Annotated in this window: 25 protein-coding genes and 1 pseudogene; 10 read left to right on the top strand and 16 right to left on the bottom strand. The window is 76.4% G+C overall.

Annotated elements, in window-relative coordinates; translation table 11 throughout:
- Window positions 1-33 precede the first annotated feature (33 nt).
- The 3 genes from ACWIZO_RS25220 to ACWIZO_RS25210 all read right to left on the bottom strand — a co-directional run bounded on the left by ACWIZO_RS25220 (window position 34) and on the right by ACWIZO_RS25210 (window position 3643).
- Entirely contained in the window at window positions 34-1056 is a 1023-nt protein-coding gene (locus tag ACWIZO_RS25220; RefSeq protein ID WP_448640317.1) for an acetamidase/formamidase family protein, read from the bottom strand.
- Entirely contained in the window at window positions 1053-2525 is a 1473-nt protein-coding gene (locus ACWIZO_RS25215) for an APC family permease (protein WP_448640316.1), read from the bottom strand. Before ACWIZO_RS25215 ends, ACWIZO_RS25220 begins: the two co-directional genes overlap by 4 nt.
- An 80-nt stretch (window positions 2526-2605) precedes the next feature.
- Window positions 2606-3643 (bottom strand): ABC transporter substrate-binding protein, encoded by a 1038-nt coding sequence (locus ACWIZO_RS25210; RefSeq protein ID WP_448640315.1) that lies wholly within the window; start codon window positions 3641-3643, stop codon window positions 2606-2608.
- 21 nt (window positions 3644-3664) lie between these two features.
- Between ACWIZO_RS25210 and ACWIZO_RS25205 the strand changes: the two genes are divergently transcribed.
- Window positions 3665-4120 carry a MarR family winged helix-turn-helix transcriptional regulator gene (locus ACWIZO_RS25205; protein ID WP_448640314.1) on the top strand — a complete coding sequence of 152 codons (456 nt, stop codon included), beginning with the start codon at window positions 3665-3667 and terminating at the stop codon, window positions 4118-4120.
- 97 nt (window positions 4121-4217) lie between these two features.
- Here ACWIZO_RS25205 and ACWIZO_RS25200 read toward each other — a convergent pair whose 3' ends face one another.
- Window positions 4218-4523, bottom strand: a complete 306-nt coding sequence (locus tag ACWIZO_RS25200) for a hypothetical protein (RefSeq protein ID WP_448640313.1) — start codon at window positions 4521-4523, stop codon at window positions 4218-4220.
- 117 nt (window positions 4524-4640) lie between these two features.
- Window positions 4641-5219 carry a hemerythrin domain-containing protein gene (locus ACWIZO_RS25195; RefSeq protein ID WP_448640312.1) on the bottom strand — a complete coding sequence of 193 codons (579 nt, stop codon included), beginning with the start codon at window positions 5217-5219 and terminating at the stop codon, window positions 4641-4643.
- 131 nt (window positions 5220-5350) lie between these two features.
- Here ACWIZO_RS25195 and ACWIZO_RS25190 point away from each other — a divergent pair, with 131 nt between their 5' ends.
- A complete protein-coding gene (locus ACWIZO_RS25190) occupies window positions 5351-5617 on the top strand; it encodes a hypothetical protein (RefSeq protein WP_448640311.1) in 267 nt (88 codons plus the stop codon).
- Window positions 5618-5656: 39 nt separating this feature from the next.
- On the opposite strand, the gene ACWIZO_RS25185 is transcribed toward ACWIZO_RS25190, so the two are convergent.
- Entirely contained in the window at window positions 5657-6838 is a 1182-nt protein-coding gene (locus tag ACWIZO_RS25185) for an acyl-CoA dehydrogenase family protein (protein WP_448640310.1), read from the bottom strand.
- 38 nt (window positions 6839-6876) lie between these two features.
- Between ACWIZO_RS25185 and ACWIZO_RS25180 the strand changes: the two genes are divergently transcribed.
- Window positions 6877-8013, top strand: coding sequence for a glycerate kinase (locus ACWIZO_RS25180; protein WP_448640309.1), 1137 nt, complete (start codon window positions 6877-6879; stop codon window positions 8011-8013).
- Here ACWIZO_RS25180 and ACWIZO_RS25175 read toward each other — a convergent pair.
- Window positions 7986-8492, bottom strand: a complete 507-nt coding sequence (locus ACWIZO_RS25175; RefSeq protein WP_448640308.1) for a mycothiol transferase — start codon at window positions 8490-8492, stop codon at window positions 7986-7988. The two genes, ACWIZO_RS25180 and ACWIZO_RS25175, sit on opposite strands and share 28 nt — an antisense overlap.
- A 96-nt stretch (window positions 8493-8588) precedes the next feature.
- On the opposite strand from ACWIZO_RS25175, the gene ACWIZO_RS25170 reads away from it, so the two are divergent.
- Window positions 8589-9620: an ion channel gene (locus tag ACWIZO_RS25170; RefSeq protein WP_448640307.1), complete on the top strand. Its 1032-nt coding sequence runs from the start codon at window positions 8589-8591 to the stop codon at window positions 9618-9620.
- A 4-nt stretch (window positions 9621-9624) separates the two neighbouring features.
- Here the strand turns inward: ACWIZO_RS25170 and ACWIZO_RS25165 are convergent, their stop codons facing one another.
- The gene (locus ACWIZO_RS25165; RefSeq protein WP_448640306.1) at window positions 9625-11007 is read right to left on the bottom strand and encodes a serine/threonine-protein kinase; all 1383 of its coding nucleotides are present in this window, start codon (window positions 11005-11007) and stop codon (window positions 9625-9627) included.
- A gap of 41 nt (window positions 11008-11048) precedes the next feature.
- Window positions 11049-11177 (bottom strand): hypothetical protein, encoded by a 129-nt coding sequence (locus tag ACWIZO_RS25160; protein WP_446756542.1) that lies wholly within the window; start codon window positions 11175-11177, stop codon window positions 11049-11051.
- Window positions 11178-11230: 53 nt separating this feature from the next.
- Between ACWIZO_RS25160 and ACWIZO_RS25155 the strand changes: the two are divergent.
- The 3 genes and pseudogenes from ACWIZO_RS25155 to ACWIZO_RS25145 all read left to right on the top strand — a co-directional run.
- A pseudogene (locus tag ACWIZO_RS25155) lies at window positions 11231-11446 on the top strand (biotin carboxylase N-terminal domain-containing protein); the annotation flags it as partial.
- 172 nt (window positions 11447-11618) lie between these two features.
- Complete coding sequence (locus tag ACWIZO_RS25150) at window positions 11619-14375, top strand: carboxyl transferase domain-containing protein (RefSeq protein ID WP_448640305.1); 2757 nt, start codon at window positions 11619-11621, stop codon at window positions 14373-14375.
- 18 nt (window positions 14376-14393) lie between these two features.
- Window positions 14394-14591 carry a hypothetical protein gene (locus ACWIZO_RS25145; RefSeq protein WP_448640304.1) on the top strand — a complete coding sequence of 66 codons (198 nt, stop codon included), beginning with the start codon at window positions 14394-14396 and terminating at the stop codon, window positions 14589-14591.
- A gap of 6 nt (window positions 14592-14597) precedes the next feature.
- Here ACWIZO_RS25145 and ACWIZO_RS25140 read toward each other — a convergent pair whose 3' ends face one another.
- From ACWIZO_RS25140 to ACWIZO_RS25130, 3 genes are all read right to left on the bottom strand, one after another.
- A complete protein-coding gene (locus tag ACWIZO_RS25140) occupies window positions 14598-15092 on the bottom strand; it encodes a DUF2505 domain-containing protein (RefSeq protein WP_448640303.1) in 495 nt (164 codons plus the stop codon).
- A 43-nt stretch (window positions 15093-15135) separates the two neighbouring features.
- The gene (locus ACWIZO_RS25135; RefSeq protein ID WP_448640302.1) at window positions 15136-16308 is read right to left on the bottom strand and encodes a hypothetical protein; all 1173 of its coding nucleotides are present in this window, start codon (window positions 16306-16308) and stop codon (window positions 15136-15138) included.
- A 114-nt stretch (window positions 16309-16422) separates the two neighbouring features.
- Window positions 16423-16887 (bottom strand): TspO/MBR family protein, encoded by a 465-nt coding sequence (locus ACWIZO_RS25130; protein WP_448640301.1) that lies wholly within the window; start codon window positions 16885-16887, stop codon window positions 16423-16425.
- Between the two features lie 118 nt (window positions 16888-17005).
- Here ACWIZO_RS25130 and ACWIZO_RS25125 point away from each other — a divergent pair, with 118 nt between their 5' ends.
- Window positions 17006-17431: a DUF1761 family protein gene (locus tag ACWIZO_RS25125; RefSeq protein ID WP_448640300.1), complete on the top strand. Its 426-nt coding sequence runs from the start codon at window positions 17006-17008 to the stop codon at window positions 17429-17431.
- 23 nt (window positions 17432-17454) lie between these two features.
- Here ACWIZO_RS25125 and ACWIZO_RS25120 read toward each other — a convergent pair whose 3' ends face one another.
- A complete protein-coding gene (locus ACWIZO_RS25120; protein WP_448640299.1) occupies window positions 17455-19554 on the bottom strand; it encodes a SpoIIE family protein phosphatase in 2100 nt (699 codons plus the stop codon).
- A gap of 217 nt (window positions 19555-19771) precedes the next feature.
- Between ACWIZO_RS25120 and ACWIZO_RS25115 the strand changes: the two genes are divergently transcribed.
- Window positions 19772-20344 carry a DoxX family protein gene (locus tag ACWIZO_RS25115; protein ID WP_448640298.1) on the top strand — a complete coding sequence of 191 codons (573 nt, stop codon included), beginning with the start codon at window positions 19772-19774 and terminating at the stop codon, window positions 20342-20344.
- Window positions 20345-20518: 174 nt separating this feature from the next.
- On the opposite strand, the gene ACWIZO_RS25110 is transcribed toward ACWIZO_RS25115, so the two are convergent.
- Together ACWIZO_RS25110 and ACWIZO_RS25105 are read right to left on the bottom strand one after the other, a co-directional pair.
- The gene (locus ACWIZO_RS25110) at window positions 20519-21301 is read right to left on the bottom strand and encodes a Crp/Fnr family transcriptional regulator (RefSeq protein ID WP_448640297.1); all 783 of its coding nucleotides are present in this window, start codon (window positions 21299-21301) and stop codon (window positions 20519-20521) included.
- A complete protein-coding gene (locus tag ACWIZO_RS25105) occupies window positions 21298-21948 on the bottom strand; it encodes a chemotaxis protein CheB (protein WP_448640296.1) in 651 nt (216 codons plus the stop codon). Before ACWIZO_RS25105 ends, ACWIZO_RS25110 begins: the two co-directional genes overlap by 4 nt.
- Before the next feature lie 184 nt (window positions 21949-22132).
- Here ACWIZO_RS25105 and ACWIZO_RS25100 point away from each other — a divergent pair, with 184 nt between their 5' ends.
- Entirely contained in the window at window positions 22133-22381 is a 249-nt protein-coding gene (locus tag ACWIZO_RS25100) for a hypothetical protein (protein ID WP_448640295.1), read from the top strand.
- Here the strand turns inward: ACWIZO_RS25100 and ACWIZO_RS25095 are convergent.
- Entirely contained in the window at window positions 22358-22777 is a 420-nt protein-coding gene (locus ACWIZO_RS25095; protein WP_448640294.1) for an STAS domain-containing protein, read from the bottom strand. The genes ACWIZO_RS25100 and ACWIZO_RS25095 overlap by 24 nt on opposite strands.
- Window positions 22778-22891: the final 114 nt, after the last annotated feature.

Genomic DNA, 22891 nt, shown 5'->3' with positions numbered 1-22891 from the left:
CGTCCCCTCCGGACGCCGGGCCGGCGCCCGGCCTCAGCGCTGGCCGAGGTAGGCGGCGGCCGTCTCGCGCAGCCGCTCGTGCACGCCGTCGTGCGCGGCGGCGCCCGGGACGAAGCGCTTGGCCAGCTTGGCGACCATCGTGTAGTTCGTGTCGACGACGTTGCCCGTCGGCGCGAGCCCGGCCTGGCTGACCAGCTGGTAGGCGTCGAGCCGGTCCCAGCCGGCCAGCTCCGCGACCCAGGTGACCAGGTCGTGCTGGCTGACCCGGTAGGCGTCCTCCAGCGGCCGGGTCGAGCCGGTCGACATGAGGTGCTCGTCGGTCTCCAGCCGCGGCCAGGCCGGCGCCCCGCCCTTGACCAGGTCGACGACGACGACCGTGCGCATGGCCGCCTCGACCGCGGTCCCGCAGACCTCGCCCTCGCCCTGCCGGCAGTGCCCGTCACCGATCGACAGCTGCCCGCCGGGCACGTGGACGCCGAAGTACGCGGTCGTGCCCGCCCGCATCTCCGGGGTGTCCATGTTCCCGCCGTGCGCGCCCGGCGTGATGCTGGCGAACACCTCCCCGGCCGCCGGGGCGACGCCGATCGTGCCGTGCATCGGGTCGAGCGGGAGCTCCACCTCCGGGCCGCCGCGGCGCGGGCGGAACAGGCAGGTGCCGCGGTCGCGGTCGACCTCGTAGAGCCAGACGAGCTCCTCGAGCGGGTCGTGCAGCATCGCCGTCGCGTGCGTGGTGGTGAGCGCGCCGAAGTGCGGGAACGTGCTCGACACCGCCCAGTCGCGCGCCGGCGCGATGTCGACCAGGTGCACCGCGAGGGTGTCGCCGGGCGCGGCGCCCTCGACGGCGATCGGCCCGGTGACCGGGTTGAGGAACGGGAAGTCGCACACCTGGCTGGGCAGGTCGTCGACGCCGTGCACCTCGCCGCCGTAGCAGTCCTCGGTGGTCAGCTCGACCACGGTGCCCGGCGCGACGGTCAGCAGCGGCTCGCCGCCGCCGAACGAGTAGCGCCACTGGTCGGCGGTCGGCTCCAGGGAGACGACCTCGAGGGAGGCGGTCACAGCGACTCCTCCGCCCGGATCTCGGGCCTGCGGCCGGTGGCCAGCAGGACGGCCATGAGCACCAGGCCCACCGCCGCCCAGATGAGCCCCACCGTCTGGGCGGCGAGCTGGGCGTTGACGATGACGGAGAAGAGGATCACGAAGCCGACGACCGGCACGACCAGGTGCAGCCACCAGTTGCGGCTGCGCAGGCGGACGACGAAGTGCACGACCACCGACACGTGCAGCAGCAGGAAGGCCGTCAGCGCGCCGAAGTTGACCAGCGTCGAGAGCGTCGGGACGCCGTAGTCGTCGCGGCTGGTCATGTAGAGGCCGAGCACGAGCGAGACCGCCGCGACCAGCAGCGTGGCGTTGACCGGCACCCGCCGGGTCGGGTGGACCTTGCGCAGGAAGCCGGGCAGCTGGCGGTCGCGGGCCATGGCGAACAGCAGGCGCGAGGTGGCCGCCTGGGCCACCAGCGAGTTGGCGAAGCCCCACGCCACCGCCGTCGCCACCGCGGTGAGCGTCGACAGCCACGCCCCGCCGGCGACCGCCGCGGCGTCGTAGAACGCCGTCCCGGCGGCGTCGCCCTCGGCGATCAGGGTGTCGGGGTCGGGCACCAGCAGCGCCGCGACCCAGGTCTGCACGATGAACAGCGTCCCGGCCAGCGCCAGGGCGGCGATCATCGCCTTGCCGATCGAGCGCGCGGACTCGCGGTTCTCCTCGGCGAGGGTGGAGATGCCGTCGAAGCCGAGGAAGCTCAGCACCGCGATCGACACCGCGCCGAACACCAGCCCCAGCGAGAACGTGTCGCTGTTGTAGATCGGCGAGAAGTCGAAGCCGCGGCCCTCCCCGGAGGCCAGCGCCACCATGCCGACGACGAGGAAGACGGCCAGCACGACGAGCTCTCCGATGAGCATGATCTTGTTGACCCGGGCGGTGAACTCGATGCCGAGGTAGTTGACGACGGTGTTGAGGACGACGAAGCCGACCAGCCACACCCACACGGGGACCGCCGGGACGATCGAGTTCATCGCGATGGCGGCGATGAGGTACAGCAGCGCCGGGATGAGCACGTAGTCGAGCAGGATCATCCAGCCGGCGATGAAGCCGAACGGCTGGGCGATGCCGCGCCCGGCATAGGTGTAGACCGAGCCGGCCATCGGGAAGGCGCGCGACATCTGCGAGTACGAGGCCGCGGTGAACGCCATGGCCAGCCCGCCGATCGCGTAGGCGAGGGCGACCATGCCGCCGGAGCCCTGGAAGACGCTGCCGAAGATGCCGAACGGCGCGATCGGCACCATGAAGACCAGGCCGTAGACGAGCAGGTCGGTGAAGCTCAGCGACCGCTTGAGCTCCTGGCGGTAGCCGAACTCCTCCACGCCCGACTCGTGCGTGCCGGCGGCACCGGCCGCCGGGACCGCGCCGGCGGCGCCGCCCGGTGTCTGCTTCGTCGTCCGCGCGGACGAGGTGGTGCGGGGGTCGCTCACGACTCCTCCTCTCGGCCGGCTCGGGGGCCGGACGCGGGGAAGGGTAGGCCGCGGTTGTTTCCAGGTGGAAGGACCCCCGGTCAGCCGACCTCCCGCAGCACCAGCCCGTCGGCGCGGGCCAGCCGCGCCCCCGCCCGCGGGACGCGCGCGACGTCCCCCGCCAGCAGGCCGGCGGCCACCCGGACGCCGTCGTGGACGCCGCGCGCGTAGGCGCAGACCACCGGGGCGGTCGGGCCGGCGGAGGAGGCCAGCCGCTCCTGCAGGGCGAGCTGGCCCTCGTCCGTGGTGGTGCCGTCGGAGGCGGCGGCGGCGAAGGAGGGCATGCACGCGTACAGCTCGCCGGTGTCGTCGCCGCCGACGGCGTACAGGCCGTTCTCCTCCAGCGCCCCGGAGAGCCGGACGACGCGGCGGTCGAGGCCGGCGCGGGTGAAGGCGCGGTTGAACGCGACCAGGTCGCGGCCGACCAGGCTGAGCAGGACGGCGTCGGCGCGGGTCCTCCGGACGAGGTCGAGGGCCGGACCGGGGTCGGTCGGGCCGAAGGGCACCAGCAGCTCGCCGACGACGTCGGCACCGAGGTCGCGCAGGACGGTCCGGGCGGACCGGTGCACCGCCTGCGGCCAGACGTAGTCGGTGCCGAGCAGCAGCCAGCGGCGGGCGCGGCGGTGTCGGACCAACCAGGCCAGCGCGGCGGCGTGCTGGTCGAGCGGGGAGGAGCCGATCCGCAGGGCACCGCGGGCGGCGCGGCCGCCCTCGTGCGGCGGGGTGTAGACGTACCGGGTGCCGCCGGCCAGCGTGGTGGCCACGGCGCGGGACACGTCGCTGGTGGAGAAGCCGACGACCACGTCGACGGCGCCGGCCGACCGCAGCGCGGCGACCTCGGCGGCCACCTCGGCGGGACGGCGCCCGGCGTCCACGGTGACCAGCTCGACGCGGCGGCCGCGGACGCCCCCGGCCTCGTCGACCTCCTCCGCGGCGAGCGCGGCGAGGGTCAGCGCGGAGGGCGCGGTCAGGGCGAGGGGACCCGACAGCGGGACCGCCAACCCGATGCGGACGACGTCGCGGGGGCGGCCGGTGAGGGTGGCCTCCCAGGCGTCCATCGGGACGGTCGATCGGGGCACGCGCCTGAGTATGGTGCGGCCATGCCGGTCGAGCAGGAGGCCGCAGGGGCCGTGGACGCGACGGTCGCGCCCGCGCTCGTCGAGCTGCTCGCCCTCGTGTCGCGCCGGGTGTCCCGCGGGGTCGCCACCGTGCTGGCCGAGGACGGCGCGACGCTCGACACCTTCCGGGTGATGCGCGCGCTGACCGCCGGACCCGGGTGCTCGATGGGCGAGCTGTCATCCGCGCTGTGCCTGCCCGCGCCGACCGCGACCCGTCTGGTCGACGGCCTGGTCGACGCCGCCCTGGCCTACCGCCTGCCCGACCCCGGCGACGGGCGGCGGGTGCGCGTGCACCTCTCCGACCGCGGCCGCGCCCGGCTGGCGCGGCTCGAGGCGCTGGTGCGGGCGCACGAGTCGGCGCTGGCCGGCGAGATGGGCGCCGAGCGGGTCACCGCGCTGGTCGGCGCGCTCACCGACCTCGCCGACCGACCCCGCTGACCCCACCGCTCGGCGGCTGGCGGCGGGACCCTGCAGGCAGGCCGCAGGAGACGTCGTCTCCCGCTGTCGGCACCCGGACGGTGCGGCGGGCCGTCCGTCAGTCGGTGGGCGGCAGGACCCGGGGGACGAAGACCTCGTCGATCGGACGCGGGCCGACGTACTGCCGGCAGGTGCAGGGCACCCACGAGTGCCCGGACCAGCGGCCGCGCTTGTCGTAGGTGTCACGGCGCAGCTCGGCGTAGCAGGTGTTGGTGCCGGTGTCGTGCTGGCTCAGGGTGTGCCCGCAGCCGCACAGCGGGGTGGGGTTCGGCGGCGGTCCCGCGGGACGGCGCCGCCCGAGCCGGCCGGCCACGAACCCGACGGCCAGCAGTGCCGCGCCGATCACCAGGCTGACTGGTTCCACCGTCCGAGCTCCTCCCGCTCCGCTGCCCTGTCGACGGTAACGCCGGCAGGGCAGCGGAGGTGCCGAGGCGGCGCCGGGAGCCTCCCGGACGGCGGCGGTCCGCGCCGCCCGGGCCGGTCAGGTGTCCTGCTTGCCCCGCCCGCTGACGGCGTCGCGCAGGTGGTCGACCAGCGCCGCGACCGGGCCGAGCGCCGTCCGGATGCCGCCCTCGTTGGGCACCATCGGGTGCGGCCGGGTCGGCGCGATCGCCTTGATCCGCTCGACCTGACGGGCCATCTCCACCAGCTGGTCGTGGGTGAACTGCGCCTTGAGCTCGGTGAACATCCGCCCCTCCTCGTGCTCGACGTGCGAGCGGATCTCGTGGACCAGCGTCCGGATCTCCGTGTCGTACTGCTCGTCGGAGGGGTCCAGGCGCTCGAGGCGCTTCATCGTCTCCTCTGCCTGCGCGTGGTCGTGCTTGGCGTGCTCGGCCTCCTCGGCGTCGACCTCCGCCTGCACCCGCGGGTAGACCTGCGTCTCCTCGGCGACGGAGTGCTTGACCAGGCCGATGCTGACCTCGTCGACGAGCGCGCGCTTGCGGGCCAGCTCGTCCTCACCGGTCCGGCCGAGCAGCCCCTCCAGCTCGGTGAAGATGCGGTCGAACTCGCGGTGGTCGGCGCTGAGCAGTTCCACCACGTCGCGTTCGGTCTGGGTCACGGGGTGCCTCCTGGCGGGGGGATCGGGCCCGGTGACCTACCCCGTCGAGGGTCGGCAGCACCGCCGCGGACGGTTCCGTGTCCCCTGATCAGGTGTGGTTCGCCGACTGTGGCGGAGGGCACACTGGACGCGTGGAGTCCTACGCGGTCGGGGTCGCCCGGCCTGACCGGTGGTCGCGGGGGCATCCGGCCGCAGACGGCCACCCGTGGCACGCCGTCGAGTCCCACCGCCCCTCCGCCGAGCTCGACGGGGAGGTGGAACTGGCCCTGTGCGGCGCCATCGTCCAGGTCCGGGGGTCCCAGCAGTGGGAGCGCGTCGGTGCCGGAGGCACCGGCTGCCCCGAGTGCCGCCGCCTCTCCGGGCTGGCGCTCACCGCGCCGCTGCGGCAGGCCGGCTGAGCGGCGGGGGCCGACAGCCCGGCGGCGCGGCCGGGATCCTCAGCGGCGGCGGCCGGTGATGGCCGACAGGCCGGTGATCTCCCGGCCGACGATCAGCGCCTGCACGTGGTCGGTGCCCTCGAAGGTGTAGATCGCCTCGATGTCGGCGTGGTGCCGGGCGATGTGGTGCTCGAGCAGGATCCCGTCTCCGCCGAACAGGTCGCGGGCGTCGGCCGCGATCTGCCGCGCGGTCGCGCAGCAGTGCCGCTTGGCCAGCGACGCCATCGCCGCGGTCATCCGGCCGGCGTCGGCCAGGCTCGACAGCCGCCAGCACATCAACTGCATGCCGGTGATCTCGGCGAGCATCCGCGCGAGCTTCTCCTGCACCAGCTGGTAGCCGGCGATCGGCTGGCCGAACTGCTCCCGCCGCAGGCAGTGCGCCAGCGCGAGCTCGTAGGCGCCGGTGGCCAGGCCCAGGGCGCGCCAGGCCACCGTGTAGCGCGTGCGGTCGAGGATCGTGGAGACGTCCTTGAACGACCGGCAGTTCGCCAGCTTGTTCTCCGCCGGCACCCGGGCGCCCTCGAGGGTGATCTCGGCCTGCCACACCGCCCGCAGCGCCGTCTTGCCGGTCATCCTGCGGGCGGTGAACCCGGGGGTGCCCTTCTCGACGACGTAGCCGCCGACCTGCCCGTCCTCGCCGCGGGCCCAGACGATGACGTGGTCGGCGATGGTGCCGTTGCCGATCCACTTCTTCGCGCCGTCGAGGACGTAGGAGTCGCCGTCGCGGCGGGCGCTGGTCTCCAGGGCGACGGCGTCCGAGCCGTGGGAGGGCTCGGTGAGCCCGAACGCGCCGATCTCCTCCATCCGGGCCATCGGCGGGAGGAACCGCTCGCGCTGCTCCTCCGAACCCAGCAGCGCGATCGACTGCATGGCCAGGAAGCTGTGCACGCCGTTGAAGGTGCCGATGCTGCCGTCGGCGCGGGCCAGCTCGGCGGCCACCAGCCCGGCGGAGACCGCGCTCATCCCCGGCGACCCGTAGCCCTCGATGGTGCCGCCGGCGATGCCCAGCTCGGCGAACCCGGGCACCAGCTCGAACGGGAACTCCGCGCGCTCCCAGTAGTCGTTGATCCTCGGCAGGACCTCCGTGTCGCACCACGTGCGCACACGGTCGCGGACGTCGACCTCCTCGGGGGTGAGGAGGTCCTCCAGCGCGTAGAAGTCGGTGGTCACGGGCTCGGGCACGAGCCGACGCTACGCGCGGGTACGGCATGCTGCCGGGCGTGCGCATCGTGATCGCCCCCGACTCCTTCAAGGGCTCCCTGGCCGCCGCGGACGCCGCCGAGGCGGTCGCCCGCGGCCTGCTGCGCGAGCGTCCCGACGCCGAGGTGCTGCTGCGGCCGATGGCCGACGGCGGCGAGGGCACGGTGGCCGCCGCCCTGCGCGCCGGGTACGCGTCGCGGACGGCGACGGTCACCGGCCCCGACGGCCGCCCGGTGCAGGCGGAGTTCGCCGTCGACGGGACGACGGCGGTGGTCGAGATGGCCGCCGCGGCCGGGCTCGGGCTGCTCGAGGAGCTCGCGCCGACCACCGCCACCACCCGCGGCGTCGGTGAGCTGCTGCTGGCCGCGCTCGACGCCGGCGCCACCCGGGTGGTCGTCGGCCTCGGCGGCAGCGCCACCACCGACGGCGGCGCCGGCCTGCTGCAGGCCCTCGGGGTCCGCCTGCTCGACGCCGACGGCCGCGACGTGCCGCCCGGCGGGGCCGGCCTGGCCCGCCTCGACCGCATCGACGCCGGCGCCCGCGACCCCCGGCTCGACGGTCTCGAGGTGCAGGTGGCCACCGACGTCGACAACCCGCTGACCGGGCCGGTCGGCGCCGCCGCCGTGTACGGCCCGCAGAAGGGCGCCACCCCCGAGCAGGTCGCCGAGCTCGACGCCGCGCTGGCCCGCTTCGCCGCCGTCGTGCGGCGCGACCTCGGGGTCGAGCTGGAGGGGATCCCGGCGATGGGCGCGGCCGGGGGCACCACCGCCGGGATCGCCGCCGTCCTCACCTCGTCGGTGTCGAGCGGGGCCGAGCTGGTGGCCGACCTCGTCGGGCTCGACGACGCGCTGGCCGGTGCCGACCTCGCGGTGACCGGGGAGGGGAGCCTCGACTTCCAGACCCTGCGCGGCAAGGCGCCCGCGGTGGTGCTGGCCCGGGCGCGCGCGGCCGGCGTCCCCTGCGTCGGGCTGGCCGGGCGCGTGCAGCTGGGCGCCGCCGAGCTGCGGGAGGCCGGGTTCGCCGGCGCCGGCGCGCTCACCGACGTCGAGCCCGACGTCGCCCGCTGCATGGCCGAGCCCGGGCCGGTGCTCACCGAGCTCGCCGCCCGGGTGCTGCCCGCGCACCTGCCTCAGGCGCCGAGCAGCCCCCGCACGTAGGCCGCCTGGCCGGCGTGCTGCAGGTCGTCGGAGAGCACGCTGACCAGCCGGACGCCGAGGGTCACCGGCGGGTCCCACCGCTCGTCGACGACGCGGTCGAGGTCGTCGTCGGACAGGCCGCCGAGGAACTCCCGGCTGCGGGCGAGCACCGCGTCGGCGTACTCGAGCAGCAGGTCGGCCGAGGGCACGCGGACCGCGGCGACCTCCTCCGACGACATCCCGTAGCCGGTGGCGGCGTCGTCGACGGGGAGGGCGAAGCGGCCGGCGAAGCCCTGCGCCGTCCACACCTGCCCGCTGCCGGCGACCTCGGCGAGGTGGTCGTCCTGGACCCGCAGCGCGTGCCAGGCCAGCCAGCCGATCGGGTTGGCGTCCGGGCCGGGCCGCTGCGCGAGCTGGTCGGGGGACAGGCCCTCGACGGCGGCGCGCAGGGTCTCGCCGATCTGCGAGTAGGCGTACGTGAGGAGGTCGCGGCTGCGCATGCCGGGGCCGCTACCCCTCGCGCTCGCGGGGGACTCCTCGCGGCGGCGGGCGACGGTAGGTTGCGGTGTCCGCCGCGCCGTCGAGGGAGTCCCGCGTTGCCGTTCTCCCTGTTCTGGCTGCTGCGCACCGTGCGGCTCCGGCTGCGCGGGTGGCGGCTGCCGCTGGCGGTGGCCGTGCTGGTGTTCCTCACCAGCTGGGCGGCGATGGCGCTGGTCGAGCCGGCCGGCAGCGAGATCGTCGCCCCGTCCACCTACTGGTGGTACTTCGTCGTCACCGCCGCCACGGTGGGCTACGGCGACGTCTTCCCCGTGAGCCTCGGCGGCCACGTCGTCGGCGCCTACGTGATCGTCGGCGGCATCGTCACGCTGACGCTGCTGTTCACCGAGCTGGCCACCGCCCTGCAGACCGTGCGGGGCAGGCGGCTGAGAGGAGTGGTGGCCCTGGACCTCCGCGACCACGTCGTCGTCCTGGGCTACACGCCCGGCCGCACCGAGCGGATCGTCGCCGAGCTGTGCGTCGAGCCGGGCACCCGGATCGCGCTGTGCGCCTGGGACGACGTGGCGGTCGACCCGATGCCCGAGCAGTCGCAGGTGTCCTTCGTGCGGGGCGACCTCACCCACGCCGACGTGATGGTCCGCGCCCGGGTCGACCGCGCCCGGACGGCGGTCGTCGACGGCCGCGACGACAACGAGACGCTGGCCATCGCGGTCGCCGTCGACCACGCCAACCCGCGCGTGCACATGGTCGCCGCCGTCCGCGACCTCGGCCGGCGCGACAGCCTGCGCTACGTCAACGCCGGCGTGCAGGTGGTGCAGTGGCACATGCCGTTCCTGCTGTCGGAGGAGGCGGCCGACCCGGGCCTGACCCAGGTCTACAACGAGCTCATGACCGCCGGCGGGCACGGCAACACCTACTCGCTGCGGGTGCCGCGCGGCCTGCCGCACCGCACGTTCGGCGAGTGCCAGACCGCCTTCGGCCGCGACCACGGCGCCACGGTGCTGGCGCTGCGCACCGAGGCGGGCCTGCAGGTCAGCCCGCGGTGGGACACGCCCGTCCCCGAGGGCGCGACGCTGTACTACGTCGCGGGGGAGCGCCTCGACCCCGCGCTGCTGACCGGCCGGCGCTGACCGCTCAGAGGGCGCCGAAGGCCGTCGCGATCAGGGCCACCATGCCGATGACGGCGGCCAGCACCGCCAGGACGGCCAGCAGGACCGGGACGACGACCCACCGGCGCTTGAACCGCCACCGGCGCCGGGCCGGGCCGGCCGACCGCGGCGGGGAGGTGGCCACGCGCGATGGTGCAGCGGGCGGTGCGGCGGGCGGTGCCTGCGAGCGCGGTGCCTGGGGGGATGGCGCCTGCGGGGACGGTGCCGGCGGGGACGGCGCCTGTGAGGGCGGTGCCTGCGGGGACTGCGCTGCGCCCCCGGCCCGCCGGCGTCCCGGCCGCCCCTCGCGCTCCCGGAGCTCCTTGCGCTCCTTGCGCTCCTTGCGCTCGCGGCGCTTGTCGGCGAGGTAGCGCGCCTGCTCGCGCGCGTCCCGGGCGACCGTGCCGATCACCGAGGCCAGCGCCCGCAGGTCGTCGGCGTCGAAGCGCTCCACCCGCCCGCCGAGCGCGGCCCCGTCCTGGTGGACGGCGGTGTCGTCGGTGTCGTCGGTGTGCGGCGGCGCCCACGTGGTGCCCGGCTCGCTGCCGGAGAGGGCGTGCTGGAGATCCCGGCGGGCCGCGGCGACGTCCATCCGCGCGGCGGGGTCCTTGGTGAGCAGGCCGCGCAGCACCGGCTCCAGCGGCCCGGCGTGCTCGACCGGCGCGGGGTCGTCGGAGACGACGGCGAACAGGGTGGCCATCGGCTCGGTGCGCTCGAAGGCCAGCCGGCCCTCGACGGCGGTGTAGAGCGTGGCCCCCAGCGACCACAGGTCGGCCGCGGGGCCGGCCTCCTCGCCGCGGGCGCGCTCGGGAGCCATGAACGGCGGCGAGCCGATGATGGCCCCCGCCGTGGTGATCGACGGGTCGCCGGTGGCCACGGCGATGCCGAAGTCGGTCAGGTGGGCGGCGCAGTCGCGGCCGACCAGGACGTTGCCCGGCTTGACGTCGCGGTGCACGATGCCGACCTCGTGGGCGGCCTCCAGCGCGCCGAGCACGTCGAGCCCGATGCGGGCGACGGTCGTCCAGGGCAGGGGCCCGTGCTGCTGCACCACCTCCTGCAGGCTGCGCGCGTCGACGTGCTCCATGACCAGCCAGGGCCGGCCGTCCTCCTCGACGACGTCGTAGAGGGTGGTGACGTTCGGGTGCACGAGGCGCGCCGCGGTCCGGGCCTCGCGCAGCGTCCGGCGGCGCAGCGCGTCGCGCTCCTCGTCGCTCAGGTGGGCCGGGAACACGACCTCCTTGAGCGCGACCGGGCGGTTGAGCACCTGGTCGGTGGCCCGCCACACGACACCCATGCCACCGCGGCCGAGGACCCCGCTGACGACGTAGCGCCCGGCGACCAGCCGCCCGAGACCCGCTTCTGCGGACATGGGCGGCACAGTACGCCCGGAGCCTGGCCGGTGCGCCTGTCTCACGCCGGGTTGGTCGGGGCCTCCGGGTCGCTCTGCTCCTCGAGGTCGGCGGCGGTGCGCTCGTCGGCCATCTCCAGGGCGATGTCGCGCGGCTGCGGGGTCTCCGGCTCGGGCTGCGGCGTCGTCATGTCCGACAGCCTGCTCCGGATCGGCCCGCGTCGCTCCCTAGACTCCGGCGCCGATGACGATCACCCGGCTGCTGGTCGCCAACCGCGGCGACGTCGCCGTCCGCGTCCTGCGCACCGCCGCCGCCCTGGGTCTGTCCACCGTCGCGGTCGCCCCCGAGGACGACGCCGGCGCCCTGCACGTGCGCCGAGCCGACCACTCCGCCCGGCTCCCCGGCGCCGGGCCGGCCGCCTACCTCGACGTCGCCGCGGTGGTGGACGCCGCGGTGCGCACCGGGGCCGACGGGCTGCACCCCGGCTGGGGCTTCCTCGCCGAGAGCCCGGAGCTTCGCCCGGGCCTGCGCCGGCGCGGGGATCACCTTCGTCGGACCGGACCTCGGCGCCCTCGACCTGTTCGGGGACAAGACCCGCGCCCGCGCGCGGGCTGTCGAGCTGGGGATCCCGGTGCTCGCGGCCACCCCGGGGGACACCGACCCCGCGGAGGCAGCCCGCTTCCTCGCCGGTCTCGGAGAGGGCGCCGCGGTCATGGTCAAGGCCCGCGCCGGCGGCGGCGGGCGGGGGATGCGCCCGGTGCGCGACCCCGGGGAGCTGCCCGCGGCGCTGGAGCGCTGCCGCTCGGAGGCGGCGGCGGCCTTCGGCGACGGCGCCGTCTACGTCGAGCGGCTGCTGACCGGCGCCCGGCACGTCGAGGTGCAGGTGGCCGGCGACGGCGCGGCCGTCGTCGCCCTCGGCGACCGCGACTGCTCGCTGCAGCGGCGCCCGCAGAAGCTGGTCGAGGTCGCGCCCGCCCCGGCCCTGGACGACGCCGTCCGCGCCCGGCTGGCCGCGGCCGCCACCGCGCTGTGCGGATCGGCGTCCTACCGCGGGCTGGCCACCGTCGAGTTCCTCGTCCGCGGCGACGAGGTCGTGTTCCTCGAGGTCAACCCGCGGCTGCAGGTCGAACACACGGTCACCGAGGAGGTCACCGGCCTGGACCTGGTCGAGGTGGCGCTCCGGCTGGCCGAGGGGGCGACGCTCGCCGAGCTGGACCTCGTCGCGCCACCGCCCTCGCACGGGGTCGCCGTCCAGGTCCGGGTCAACGCCGAGACCCTGCTGCCCGACGGCACCGTGCAGCCGGCGGCCGGGGTGCTCGGGCGCTTCGTCCCGCCCACCGGCCGCGGCGTGCGCGTGGACACCGCCGCGGTGCCCGGCGGCGAGGTCAGCCCGCGCTACGACTCGCTGCTGGCCAAGGTCGTCGTGCACGACCGCGACCTGCCGCGGGCGCTGGCCGGGGCCGGCCGGGCGCTCGCCGAGCTCGACGTCGCCGGTGTCGCCACCAACCGCGACCTGCTCGCCGCGCTGCTCGCGCTGCCGGAGGTGGCCGCGGGGCAGGCGACCACCGACCTGGTCGACGCCCGCCTGGCCGAGCTGGTGCCCGACCGGCCGGCGGACGCACCGGTCGCCGTCGACGGCGTCCTGCCGGTGACCGCGCCGCTGTCGGGGGCGGTGGTCGAGGTCGCCGCCGGCGAGGGGGACGCGGTGGCCGCCGGGGCGCCGGTGGTGGTGCTCGAGGCGATGAAGATGGAGCACGTCGTGATCGCGCCGGCCGGCGGCGTGCTCACCGGCCTGGCGGTGCGGGTGGGGGACGTCGTGACCGCGGGAGCGGTGCTCGCCGGCGTCGTCCCCGGGGAGGTCGGCGACGCCGCCGGGGGGCCGGACGGGACCGACCTCGACGCCGTGCGCCCCGAGCTGGCCGAGCTGCGGGCGCGGCGGGCCACGACGCTCGACGACGCCCGGCCCGAGGTGGTGGCCCGCCGGCACGCGGCCGGGCGGATGACCGCCCGCGAGGTGGTGGCCGCGCTGGTCGACGAGGGCACCTTCGTCGAGTACGGCCAGCTCGGCCTCGCCGCCCAGCGGGCCCGCTGGTCGGTCGAGGAGCTCGTCGAGCGGACACCGGCCGACGGGATGGTCACCGGCATCGGCGAGGTCGACGGCGTGGCCTGCGCGGTCCTCGCCTACGACTACACCGTGCTCGCCGGCACGCAGGGCCGCACCAACCACCGCAAGACCGACCGGCTGCTCGAGGTCGCCGCGCAGCGCCGGCTGCCGGTCGTGCTGGTGGCCGAGGGCGGCGGCGGGCGGCCCGGTGACACCGACGGCGGCGGCTTCTCCCGCCTCGACGTCCCGACGTTCACCACGATGGCGCGGCTGGCCGGGACGGTGCCCACGGTCGCCGTCGTCTCGGGGTACTGCTTCGCCGGCAACGCCGCGCTGGTCGGGTGCTGCGACGTCGTCGTCGCCACCGAGGACAGCAGCATCGGCATGGGCGGCCCGGCGATGATCGAGGCCGGCGGGCTGGGCGTGGTGGCGCCGGAGGACGTCGGCCCGACCGCGGTGCACGCGGCCACCGGCGTCGTCGACGTCGTGGTGCCCGACGACGCGGCCGCCGTCGCCGCGGCCCGTCAGGCGCTCGGGCTGCTGGCCGGGCGGGTCGAGCCGGGGGAGTGCGCCGACCAGCGGCTGCTGCGGACGGCGCTGCCGGCCAACCGGGTGCGCAGCTACGACGTGCGGCCGGTGGTGACCACGCTCGCCGACACCGGCAGCGTGCTGGAGCTGCGCCCGGGGTCCGGCCGCGGCGTCGTCACCGCGCTGGCCCGCCTGGACGGGCGGCCGGTGGGGATCGTCGCCAACGACCCGCGGCACCTCGGCGGCGCGATCGACGGCGAGTCGGCGGACAAGGCCGCGGCGTTCCTGCGGCTGTGCTCCTCCGCGGGGCTGCCGGTGCTCTCGCTGGTCGACACCCCGGGGTTCATGGTGGGGCCGGAGTCGGAGCGCACCGGCACCGTGCGCCGCTTCGGCGGGCTCTACGTCGTCGGCGCGCAGCTGGGCGTGCCGCTGCTGGCGGTAGTGCTGCGCAAGGCCTACGGGCTCGGTGCCATGGCCATGCTCGGCGGCGACCTGCGCGCGCCGCTGCTCACGCTGGCCTGGCCCACCGGCGAGTTCGGCCCGATGAGCCTCGAGGGCGCCGTCCGGCTCGGACACCGGCGCGAGCTCGAGGCGCTCGACCCGGAGGCCCGCGAGGCCCGCTTCGGCGAGCTGGTCGCCGCCTCCTACGCGCAGGGCAGGGCGCTCAACGTCGCCTCCGCCTTCGAGGTCGACGACGTCGTCGACCCCGCGGACACCCGGGCGGTGCTGGCGCGTGCGCTGGCCGGGTTGGCGTGATCGGCTTACGGTCCGGCCGTGCCCCGATACCGACTGACCACCGGCGACGGATCCGTGCTGCAGGAGTGGGACGCCGCTGACGCGTCCGCCGCCGAGGCCGAGCCGGTGGACGTCGTCAGCCGCCACCGCGCCGACGACCCGCAGGGGAGCGCCGAGTACGTGCTCGTCGACGAGGCCGGCAGCGACGTCGCGCACTGGGGCTCGACCGCCCCCTGACGGCGCTCAGCCGAGGCGGCGCAGCAGCGTCTCGTGCTCGCGGCGCAGGACCACGGCCGTCACCAGCTCCTGCACGGCCGACTCGGCCTGCCGCCCGATGATCGGCGCGTCGACCCGGACGTCACCGGTCACCGTGGCGCGGGTGCCGCCGTCGGCCGGCAGCAGCCGCCGCTCGCCGGTGACCACCGCCGTGCGGCCCATGATCTCGGCGCGGACGTCGAGCGTGGCCCGGTGCCCGCCGGAGCCGTCGGCGGTCCAGGTGTGCACGTCGAGCACCGGCACCGTGCGGCCGACGAAGCGCGCGAACACCGGGGGGATGCCGGTGGTGGGCGCCGCCATCCGCAGCGAGGTCCGCGTGCTCGCGCCGTCCTGCAGGCTGGAGACCTCCTCGACCTGCGCCTCCAGGGCTTGCGCGAACTCGCGGAGGAACTGCTCGTCGGTGAGGACGGCGAGCACGCGGTCGGGGTCGGCGGCATAGGTCTGCGTGACGTCGATGGGCACGCCCCATCCTCGGTCGCGGCTGCTCCCGCTGCTCGGCGGCCAGTCAGGCGGTGGGTGCGGCGACCGGCTCCGTCGGCGTCGCCGGCTCCGGGGCAGCGCAGGGCTCGGACGTCGCGGGGTCGACGTCGGTCGCCACGTCGGCGTCCACGGCCTCCGTCGGCGCGGCGGGGTCGGCCGGGACGGTCGGGTCGGCCGGCGCCGGGTCGGTGACCGGGTCGGCCGCCGTGGCGGCGGCCGGGTCGTCAGCCGGGTCGTCAGCCGTGGTCGGCGGGCATGTGGCTTCGGCGGGTGCCGGCTCGGCGGATGTCGTGGGTTCGGTGGTCGTCGTGGGTTCGGTGGTCGTCGCGGGTTCGGTGGGTGTCGCGGACTCGGTGGCCGTCGCGGACCCAGCCGCCGTCGGCTCAGGAGTCGGCGTCGGTTCGGTCGGCTCGGCGGCCGTCGGCGCAGGGGCCGGCGTCCCCTCGGTCGGCGTCGGCTCGGCGGTGGGTTCGGGAGCCGCCGTCGTCGGCTCCGGCGTGGGCTCCGGGGACGGCTCGGCGGGCGTGGGCTCCAGGGATGGCTCGGTGAGCGTGGTCTCGGCCGCGGTGGCCGGCGTCGGCGCGGGCTCGGCCGAGACGGTCGGCTCTGGTGCCGGTTGCTCCGCGGCCGGTTGCTCCGTGACCGGTTGCTCCGTGACCGGTTGCTCCGTGACCGTTTCCTCTGCCACCGGCACCTCCACGACCGGTGCCTCCGCCGGCGGCGCCTCGAGCGCAGGCTGCTCGGCCGGTGACGGCTCGGCCGGCGGTGTCCCCGGCGGGATCTCCGGCGGCGGGACGTCGGCCGGGGAGGCCGGTGCCGGTGGCTCCTCGATCGTCGCGGGCGCCGGGGCGGGCGCGGCGGTCCGTGGCGGGACGGCCGACGGCCGCGTCGTCGGCGGAGGAGGCGGGGTCGTCGGCGGGGCGGGCGCCCAGCCGTCCTCGAAACCGGGGGCCAGGACGCCGATGCTGGGCACGTCCAGCGGGCCGGCCGGCGGCGGGACCTCGGGAACCTGTGTGGTGCTGCTCCCCGCCGGCGCCGTACCGGCCACCTCCGCCACCCCCACCCCGGCCGCGCCGGCGCCGGCCGCGGGCGGCGGCGACGTCGCGGCCAGCGCGGCCGTGACGCCCAGCGCGCAGGCGCTCGCGCCGAGGACCGGGATGAGGCGCGCGGAGCGTCCGCGGCGGGCGGTCCTGTGCACGCACTTCCCCCTGAGCTCCCGGACGGCGACGACCCGGCCATCGTCGCCCGCCCACCCGGAGACGGCCAGGGGCAACGGGCGCGATCAGCCGGAGGAGTGGCCCGCGGCGCCGGGTCAGGCGCGGCGTCCGGGTCGGTTGCGGCGGGCGATCTCCGCACTCAGGGCGACGGCGAAGGCGGTCCAGGCGGCGTAGGGGAGCAGCAGCCGGCCGGCGACCGGGTCGAGGCGGGCGCTGCGCCGGGCCAGGTCGGCGGTGGACGCCGCGAGCAGCAGCGCCTCGGCCGTGGCGAGCGCGGGGCGCCGCAACCGGAAGAACGACCAGGTCCAGCCGGCGTTGAGCAGCAGGTTGGCGGCGTAGGCGCGGGCGTAGCTGCGGCCACCGTGCGGCACCGCCCGGGCCCCCGCCGTCGCCAGCAGGGCGTACAGCGTCGTCCAGGCCAGGCCGAACACCGGACCGGGCGGCTGCCAGGCGGGCTTGTCCAGGCGCCGGTACCAGGACGAGGTGACGTCGGTGCCGGCCGTGCCGACGGCCGCGGTGGCCGCGACGGCGGTCGAGGTGGCCACGGTGGTGCGCCTCATCCACCGAGCATGCCCCGCCTGCTCGGGGAGGACGAGTCCGCGCCGACGGGTCCCGCGCCGATGAGTCCGGTGGTCGCGGGGAGTCCGTCCTGCACGTCCCCGAGTCGAGGAGCCCACCGTGCCCGTAGCCACCCCGTCCTCCGGTCTGCCCGCCGTCGGCCTGGCCGCCGCGGCCGCCGTCGCCTCCAGCACCGCCTGGTACACGGCCTTCGGCGACCGCCTGGCCCGGCTGGACGAGGTGTACGCGACCGACGCACCCCCGCCGCCGTGGCTGCCGCCGGTCGAGTTCGCCCGCAGTGCCGTCGTCGCGGCGGCCGTGCGGGGTCTCGCCGTCCGCACCGGGGCCATGTCGCCCGCGGAGGCCGCCCGGCTGGCGGCCGCGCTGTGGGTGGCCTTCCCCGGCGTGCTGCTCACCGGCTCGGTGGTGCACGAGAAGGTGCCCTGGCAGCAGGCGGCCATCCACGCCGGTGACTGGCTGGTCAAGCTGCTGCTCGTCGCCGCGGTCACGACCGGCGTCCCGCGGCGACGCGGACGGCGCCGCTGAGCGGGAGCCCGGCGTGACGCCGGTCAGCCGGGGCGAGGGACGTCGGCGGGGCCGGCCTCCGGCGGGCGCGGCCGGTCCTGCGGGTGCAGCCGGACGGCGACGAGGGCGACGTCGTCCTCGGGGTTGTCGGGCAGCATCCGCTCCAGGAGGCGGTCGCAGACCTCGTCGAGGTCCCGGCCGGCGAGCGCCGCCAGCTCCCGCTGCAGCCGGTCGAGTCCGGCGTCGAGGTCCTGGTCGCGGCGCTCGACCAGCCCGTCGGTGTAGAGGAGGACCACCGCACCCCGGTCGAGGACGACCTCCGACTCCTGGCGGGGCGCGTCGGGGGTGACGCCGAGCAGCCGGTCGGCCGTGGCCGTGGCCAGGGGGACGACGCTGCCATCGGCGTCGAGGGCCATCGGCGGGGGGTGGCCGGCATTGGACCACCGCAGGTGGGTGACGCCGCGGGCCCGCTCGTCGGCGGACTGCTCGAGGCGGGCGACGACGGCGGTGGCGGCGGTGCCCGTCCGCAGGGTCTCCATGACCTGGTCGGTCCGGCGCAGCACCTCGGCGGGCGCGGCCCCGTCCTCGGCGCCGATGGTGCGCACCATGGAGCGGATCTGCCCCATGGCCGCGGCGGCCTGGGTGTCGTGGCCGATCACGTCGCCGATGACGAGAACGGTGGCGCCCGCGGGCTGGAGGAAGGCGTCGTACCAGTCCCCGCCGACCTCGGCGGCCCGCGTGGCCGGGACGTAGCGCACGACGATCTGCAGGTGGTCGGGCTGCGGTGGCGGCGTGAGCAGCGAGCGCTGCAGTCCCTCGGCCATGTCCCGCTGCTGCCGGACGAGCCGCGCGTTGTCGAGGACGAGCCCGGCGCGGGCGGCCACGTGACCGGCCGTGGTCAGGTCCTCGGCCCGGAAGGGGCCGCGGGCGGCGCCGTTGGCCAGCGTGAGCAGACCGACGGGGCCGAAGCGGCCGGGCAGCGGCACGACGGCCACGGACTCCGGCGCCAGCCGCGTGAACAGGTCGCGCACCGGGCCGGGCTCGATCACGCCCTGGGCCGTCGCGGTGGCCCCGGTGCGCAGCAGCTGCGGCAGTCCGGTGTGCAGGGCACGGACGATCATCGCGCCGTCGGTGAGCGCTGCCAGCCGGCCCCGCGCGTACGCCTCGGTGACCGGGCGCGCGGCCGGGTCGGCGTGCCAGGACGTGACGTCGCGCAGGCCCCGCTGGGAGCCGGCCTCCCGGTCGTCGGCGACGAGGGTCACGATGCACCAGTCGGCGATCGCGGGGACGACGAAGCGGCTCAGCCGGGTCACGGCCTCGTCGGCGTCGAGGGTGGCGGCCAGGTCGTCGGTGATGCTGCTCAGCAGCCGTTCTCGGGCCGTCGCCCGCTCGGCCTCCTCCTGCACGCGGCGCCGGGTGGAGATGTCCAGCAGGTACAGGGACACGCCCTCGGGGGTCGGGACGACGCGCACCTCGGCCCAGACGTCGGCGGGGCCGGGGGAGCGGGCCTCGACGGTCACCGGCCGCCGGGTCCGGGCCGCCCGCCGGCAGTGCTCCTCGAACTCGCCGCCGACGGCGCCGGGGAGGACCTCCCACAGCACCCGGCCGAGCAGGTCCTCCCGCGGGCACCCGGTGATCCGCTCGCCCTCGGTGTTGACGTGGGTCACCACCCCGTCGTGGTCGGCGGCGAGGAAGCCGACCGCCATCGTCTCCAGCATCTGGGCGACGCGGTCCTGCGCCTCGCGGCGGGCGGAGACGTCCCAGGCGGCACCGAGCAGGCGCGCGGCGGTGCCCTCCTCGTCGGTCAGCACCCGCCCACGGGCGGCGAGCCAGCGGACCGGGGCGCCGGGGACGACGACGCGGTACTCGGCCTCGTACTCGCCCCGGGTCTCGACGGCCTGCTGCAGCAGGCGGGTCACCCGCGGGGCGTCCTCGGGGTGGAGGTGGGCGGTGAAGCCCGCCATGGTGCGGTCGACGGCGCCGCGCTCGTGGCCGAGCAGCTCGTCGAGGCGCTCGTCCCACGTCAGGTCCCCGGTCGTCAGGTCCCAGTCGAAGGTGCCGATGCCCGCGGCGGAGGTGGCCAGCTCGAGCAGGGCGGCCCGGGCGCCGTCCCGGTCGCGCTCGGCCTGTGCGGCGTCGTCCACGGGGTGCGTCTCGTCTCCAGGCTCGGGTCTCGTCCGTGCTCGGGTCCGTCGGTGCTCGGCTCTCGACGGCACGGGACCCGCGCGCCAGGATTCTCACCGACCCGGGTCGCCGGTGACCACTCGCGCCCCCGGTCGCCCGTGGCCGCCACCGGGGTCCGGGATGCCGACACGGCCGGGGCGTGGTCACCTGACGACCCGGAACCACGGAGGAGGGCACATGAGCATCGGACGTCTGGGAGTGCGGCTCGTCATCGGCGGGCTGTTCATCGGCCACGGCACGCAGAAGCTCTTCGGCTGGTTCGGTGGCCCGGGGCGGGCCGGCACCGAGGGCATGATGGAGGCCCTGGAGATGCGGCCGGCGAAGGTGCACGCGGTGCTGGCCGGGGCCACCGAGACCGCCGGCGGCACGCTGCTGGCCGCCGGCCTCGCCACCCCGCTCGCCGCCTCCGCCCTCACCGGGGTGATGACGACGGCCATCCGCAAGGTGCACCTGCCCAACGGCCCGTGGGCCGCCAACGGCGGGTGGGAGTACAACGCCGTCCTCATCGGTGCGGTGACGGCGCTGGCCGAGACCGGCCCGGGCGAGCTCTCCCTCGACCACGCGCTGGGCCTCGAGCGGACGGGGCCGGCGTGGGCGCTCGGCGCGCTGGCCACCGGGGTGGCCACGTCCTTCCTCACCATGACGGTCGCGCGCCGCGGCCGCCCGGGCGTCACCTCGGCGGCCGGCGGGACCGCCCTGCCGTCTGCGCCGGAGGACACCGCCGGGGACCCGACCACCGCGGGGGCCTGACCGGCCGGCACCGACACCTGACCCGAGCGGGCCGACGCCGGCCCGCTCGGGTGCGACCCGCGCCTCCCGTGCGGCTGCGGCCGCACCCCCGCACCTGGCGTCGGGAACCCGCCGTCGACCAGGGCCGTCGCGTGACGCGGCGGTGACGCCGGGTGACGGGCCCGCGGCCGGGAGTCAGGCGTCCGGCGCTCCGGTGAGGCGCTGGAAGTGCTCCTGGACGAGGTCGTAACAGGCGCAGGCGGCCCGGTGGAGGGCGTCGGCATCGAGCACCGTGATGACGCCGCGGCTGTACCGGATGGTGCCGGCCTCCTGGAGGACGCCCGCGGTCAGGGAGACGGTGCCGCGGCGGACCCCGAGCATCTGGGCGAGGAACTCCTGGGTCAGCGGGAACTGGTCGGCGCCGACGCGGTCACGGGTCTGCAGGAGCCACCGGGCGCAGCGCTGCTCGGTCCGGTGCGTGCTGTTGCAGGCGACGTTCTGGGCCAGCAGGACCATCGTCGCCTGCGTGTAGCGGTGCAGCGCCTGGTGCAGGGCGCCGTCGGAGGCCAGGAACCGCCGGAAGCCGGCGGCCGGCAGCCGCAGCGCGCGCCCCGGGACCTGGCAGAAGGAGTCGTTCGGGCCGGACGCCGTGCCGAGGAAGACCGGCAGGCCCGACATGCCCTCGTAGCCGATGGTGGCGACCTCGACCTGCGCCCCTCCACCGGCGGGGGCCATCAGCGACAGGACGCAGTCCAGGGGGAAGTGCAGGTGCTCGATGGGCTCCTCGCGGGTCAGGACGCGGTCGTGCAGCGCCAGGTGCACCAGCTCGAGCTCGGGCAGCAGCCGCCGCAGCTCGGCGTCGGGCAGGCCCGCCAGGAGGAGGTTGCGCCGGGGATCCGGAGCGGGGGGCCGTCGTCCGTCGCCTGTTGCCCGTCCGGCCCTCCGCTCCACCCGCGACTCCTCGGAGCCGGACGTCATGCGAAGACGTCGGTGGCCGTGCCGAACCGCGCCCACGGTGCGACGGGGACGGCGAGCAGGTCGGCGGCACCCGGCGCCATCGTGTAGGCGACGAGCGCCGCGGCGACGTGCCGCAGCGGCAGGGCGTGCTCCACGCAGCCGGTCGCCAGCGCTGCGCTGGGCATGCCGGGGAACTCCGCGTCGTCGGGGTCCTGGACCAGGACGCGCCCGCCGGCGCGCCGCACCGCCCGGACCCCGGCGGCGCCGTCGTCCAGACGTCCGGTCAGGACCACCGCGAGCACCCGTGGCCCGCACGTCGCGGCAGCCGAGACCAGCAGTCCGTCGGCGGTGCGGTTCGGCGGTGCCGGTGTCAGCGTGAGGGCGGCGGAGCCGTCCAGCCGTGCCGACGTCCGCGGCGGCAGCACGGTGACGCCGGGCCGCAGGGGGCCGTCCGCGGCCTCGTGCACGGGCAGCGCGGCCCGTGCCCGCAGGAGTCCGGTCAGCAGGTCCGCGGTGTCCGGGGGGCGGTGCTGCACCACGAGGACCGGCGTGGGGAAGGCGGCCGGCAGGGCCGGCACGATCGTCTGCAGGGCCTTGACGCCGCCGGCGGACGCTGCCACGACGACGACGTCGAAGTCCCCGGGGAAGGCCGGCGACAGCGACTCCACCCCCCGGAAGGTACGCCAGTGTCAGGTACCTGACACAGCCATCGCGGGTCGCCCGTCGACCCGACCGCCCGCCGTCCCCGCGGATCCCCTCGGGGAGCACTACCGTCGGCTGCGGGCACGTTCCACGGTTCGTTCCGAGACCAGTCAGCCGACCCCCCTCGCGGGTCCGCAGAATCGGGTGGCCATGACCCAGAGCCCGGGCGGGACGCCGCCCCTCCTGGCCGCCTTCCGTCTCGTCGGCCTGCAGACCCGCGAGGTGTGGTTGCGCTACGTGGCGCTCGGGGGGACGGCGGACGAGGTGTCGGTCGCGGCGCAGATCCACGGGTTCCTGGACCTCCCGCCCGGTGAGTACAACGTCCTGGCGCACGCCCTCAACGAGGAGCTGGAGGACATCGCCGCGGCGTGCGGGTCAGCCGTGGTGCCCTTCAAGTAGACCGCTGCCCGGGAGGAGCTGGGACGGCGCGACCGGTGACGTCCCGACCGCGGTGTCGGCGTCAGGCGCGTCGACCCCGGTCAGGTGCATCAGCCGACGCAGCCACGGACTCGGCCGCGTCACCGACAGCCGGCGACCGCTGCGGGCCGCGAGTCGCCGCGCGGCGAGCAGGCCCCGGAGGCCCGCGACGTCGCAGAAGGTGACGTCCGCGAGATCGATCGACCAGCGGGGCGACGGCGAGTGGAGCAGCGCCGCGACCGCGTCGGCCAACCGGTGGACCTCCTGGCGGTCGAGTTCTCCGTGCACCGTCACGGTGCCGGAGGAGAGGTCGATCGACAGGAGGAGCGGTGCCGACAGCTCGGACTCAGGGCCGAGGAGGTCGAGCTTCGTGTTCACGGGCGGATCCCCGAGGACCGATCCGGACGCGGCTGCCGGATGTCACCCGCTGGGCGAGCGGGCTGCCCGGGCCGGATCTTCGACCCGGGACGAGGCTAGCACCACCTCCTGTGC

It is taken from the genome of Geodermatophilus sp. URMC 63 (assembly GCF_053502565.1).
This window is presented reverse-complemented; position numbering and strand designations above follow the sequence as displayed.

Bases quoted from the DNA above. Each gene is read 5' to 3' on its own strand.
- ACWIZO_RS25115 (WP_448640298.1), top strand. From the start codon at position 19,772: ATGAGCATCGGACGTCTGGGAGTGCGGCTCGTCATCGGCGGGCTGTTC.
- ACWIZO_RS25160 (WP_446756542.1), bottom strand. From the start codon at position 11,177: ATGACGACGCCGCAGCCCGAGCCGGAGACCCCGCAGCCGCGCGACATC.
- ACWIZO_RS25130 (WP_448640301.1), bottom strand. From the start codon at position 16,887: ATGAGGCGCACCACCGTGGCCACCTCGACCGCCGTCGCGGCCACCGCG.
- ACWIZO_RS25165 (WP_448640306.1), bottom strand. From the start codon at position 11,007: ATGTCCGCAGAAGCGGGTCTCGGGCGGCTGGTCGCCGGGCGCTACGTC.
- ACWIZO_RS25100 (WP_448640295.1), top strand. From the start codon at position 22,133: ATGACCCAGAGCCCGGGCGGGACGCCGCCCCTCCTGGCCGCCTTCCGT.
- ACWIZO_RS25175 (WP_448640308.1), bottom strand. From the start codon at position 8,492: ATGCGCAGCCGCGACCTCCTCACGTACGCCTACTCGCAGATCGGCGAG.
- ACWIZO_RS25205 (WP_448640314.1), top strand. From the start codon at position 3,665: ATGCCGGTCGAGCAGGAGGCCGCAGGGGCCGTGGACGCGACGGTCGCG.
- ACWIZO_RS25110 (WP_448640297.1), bottom strand. From the start codon at position 21,301: ATGACGTCCGGCTCCGAGGAGTCGCGGGTGGAGCGGAGGGCCGGACGG.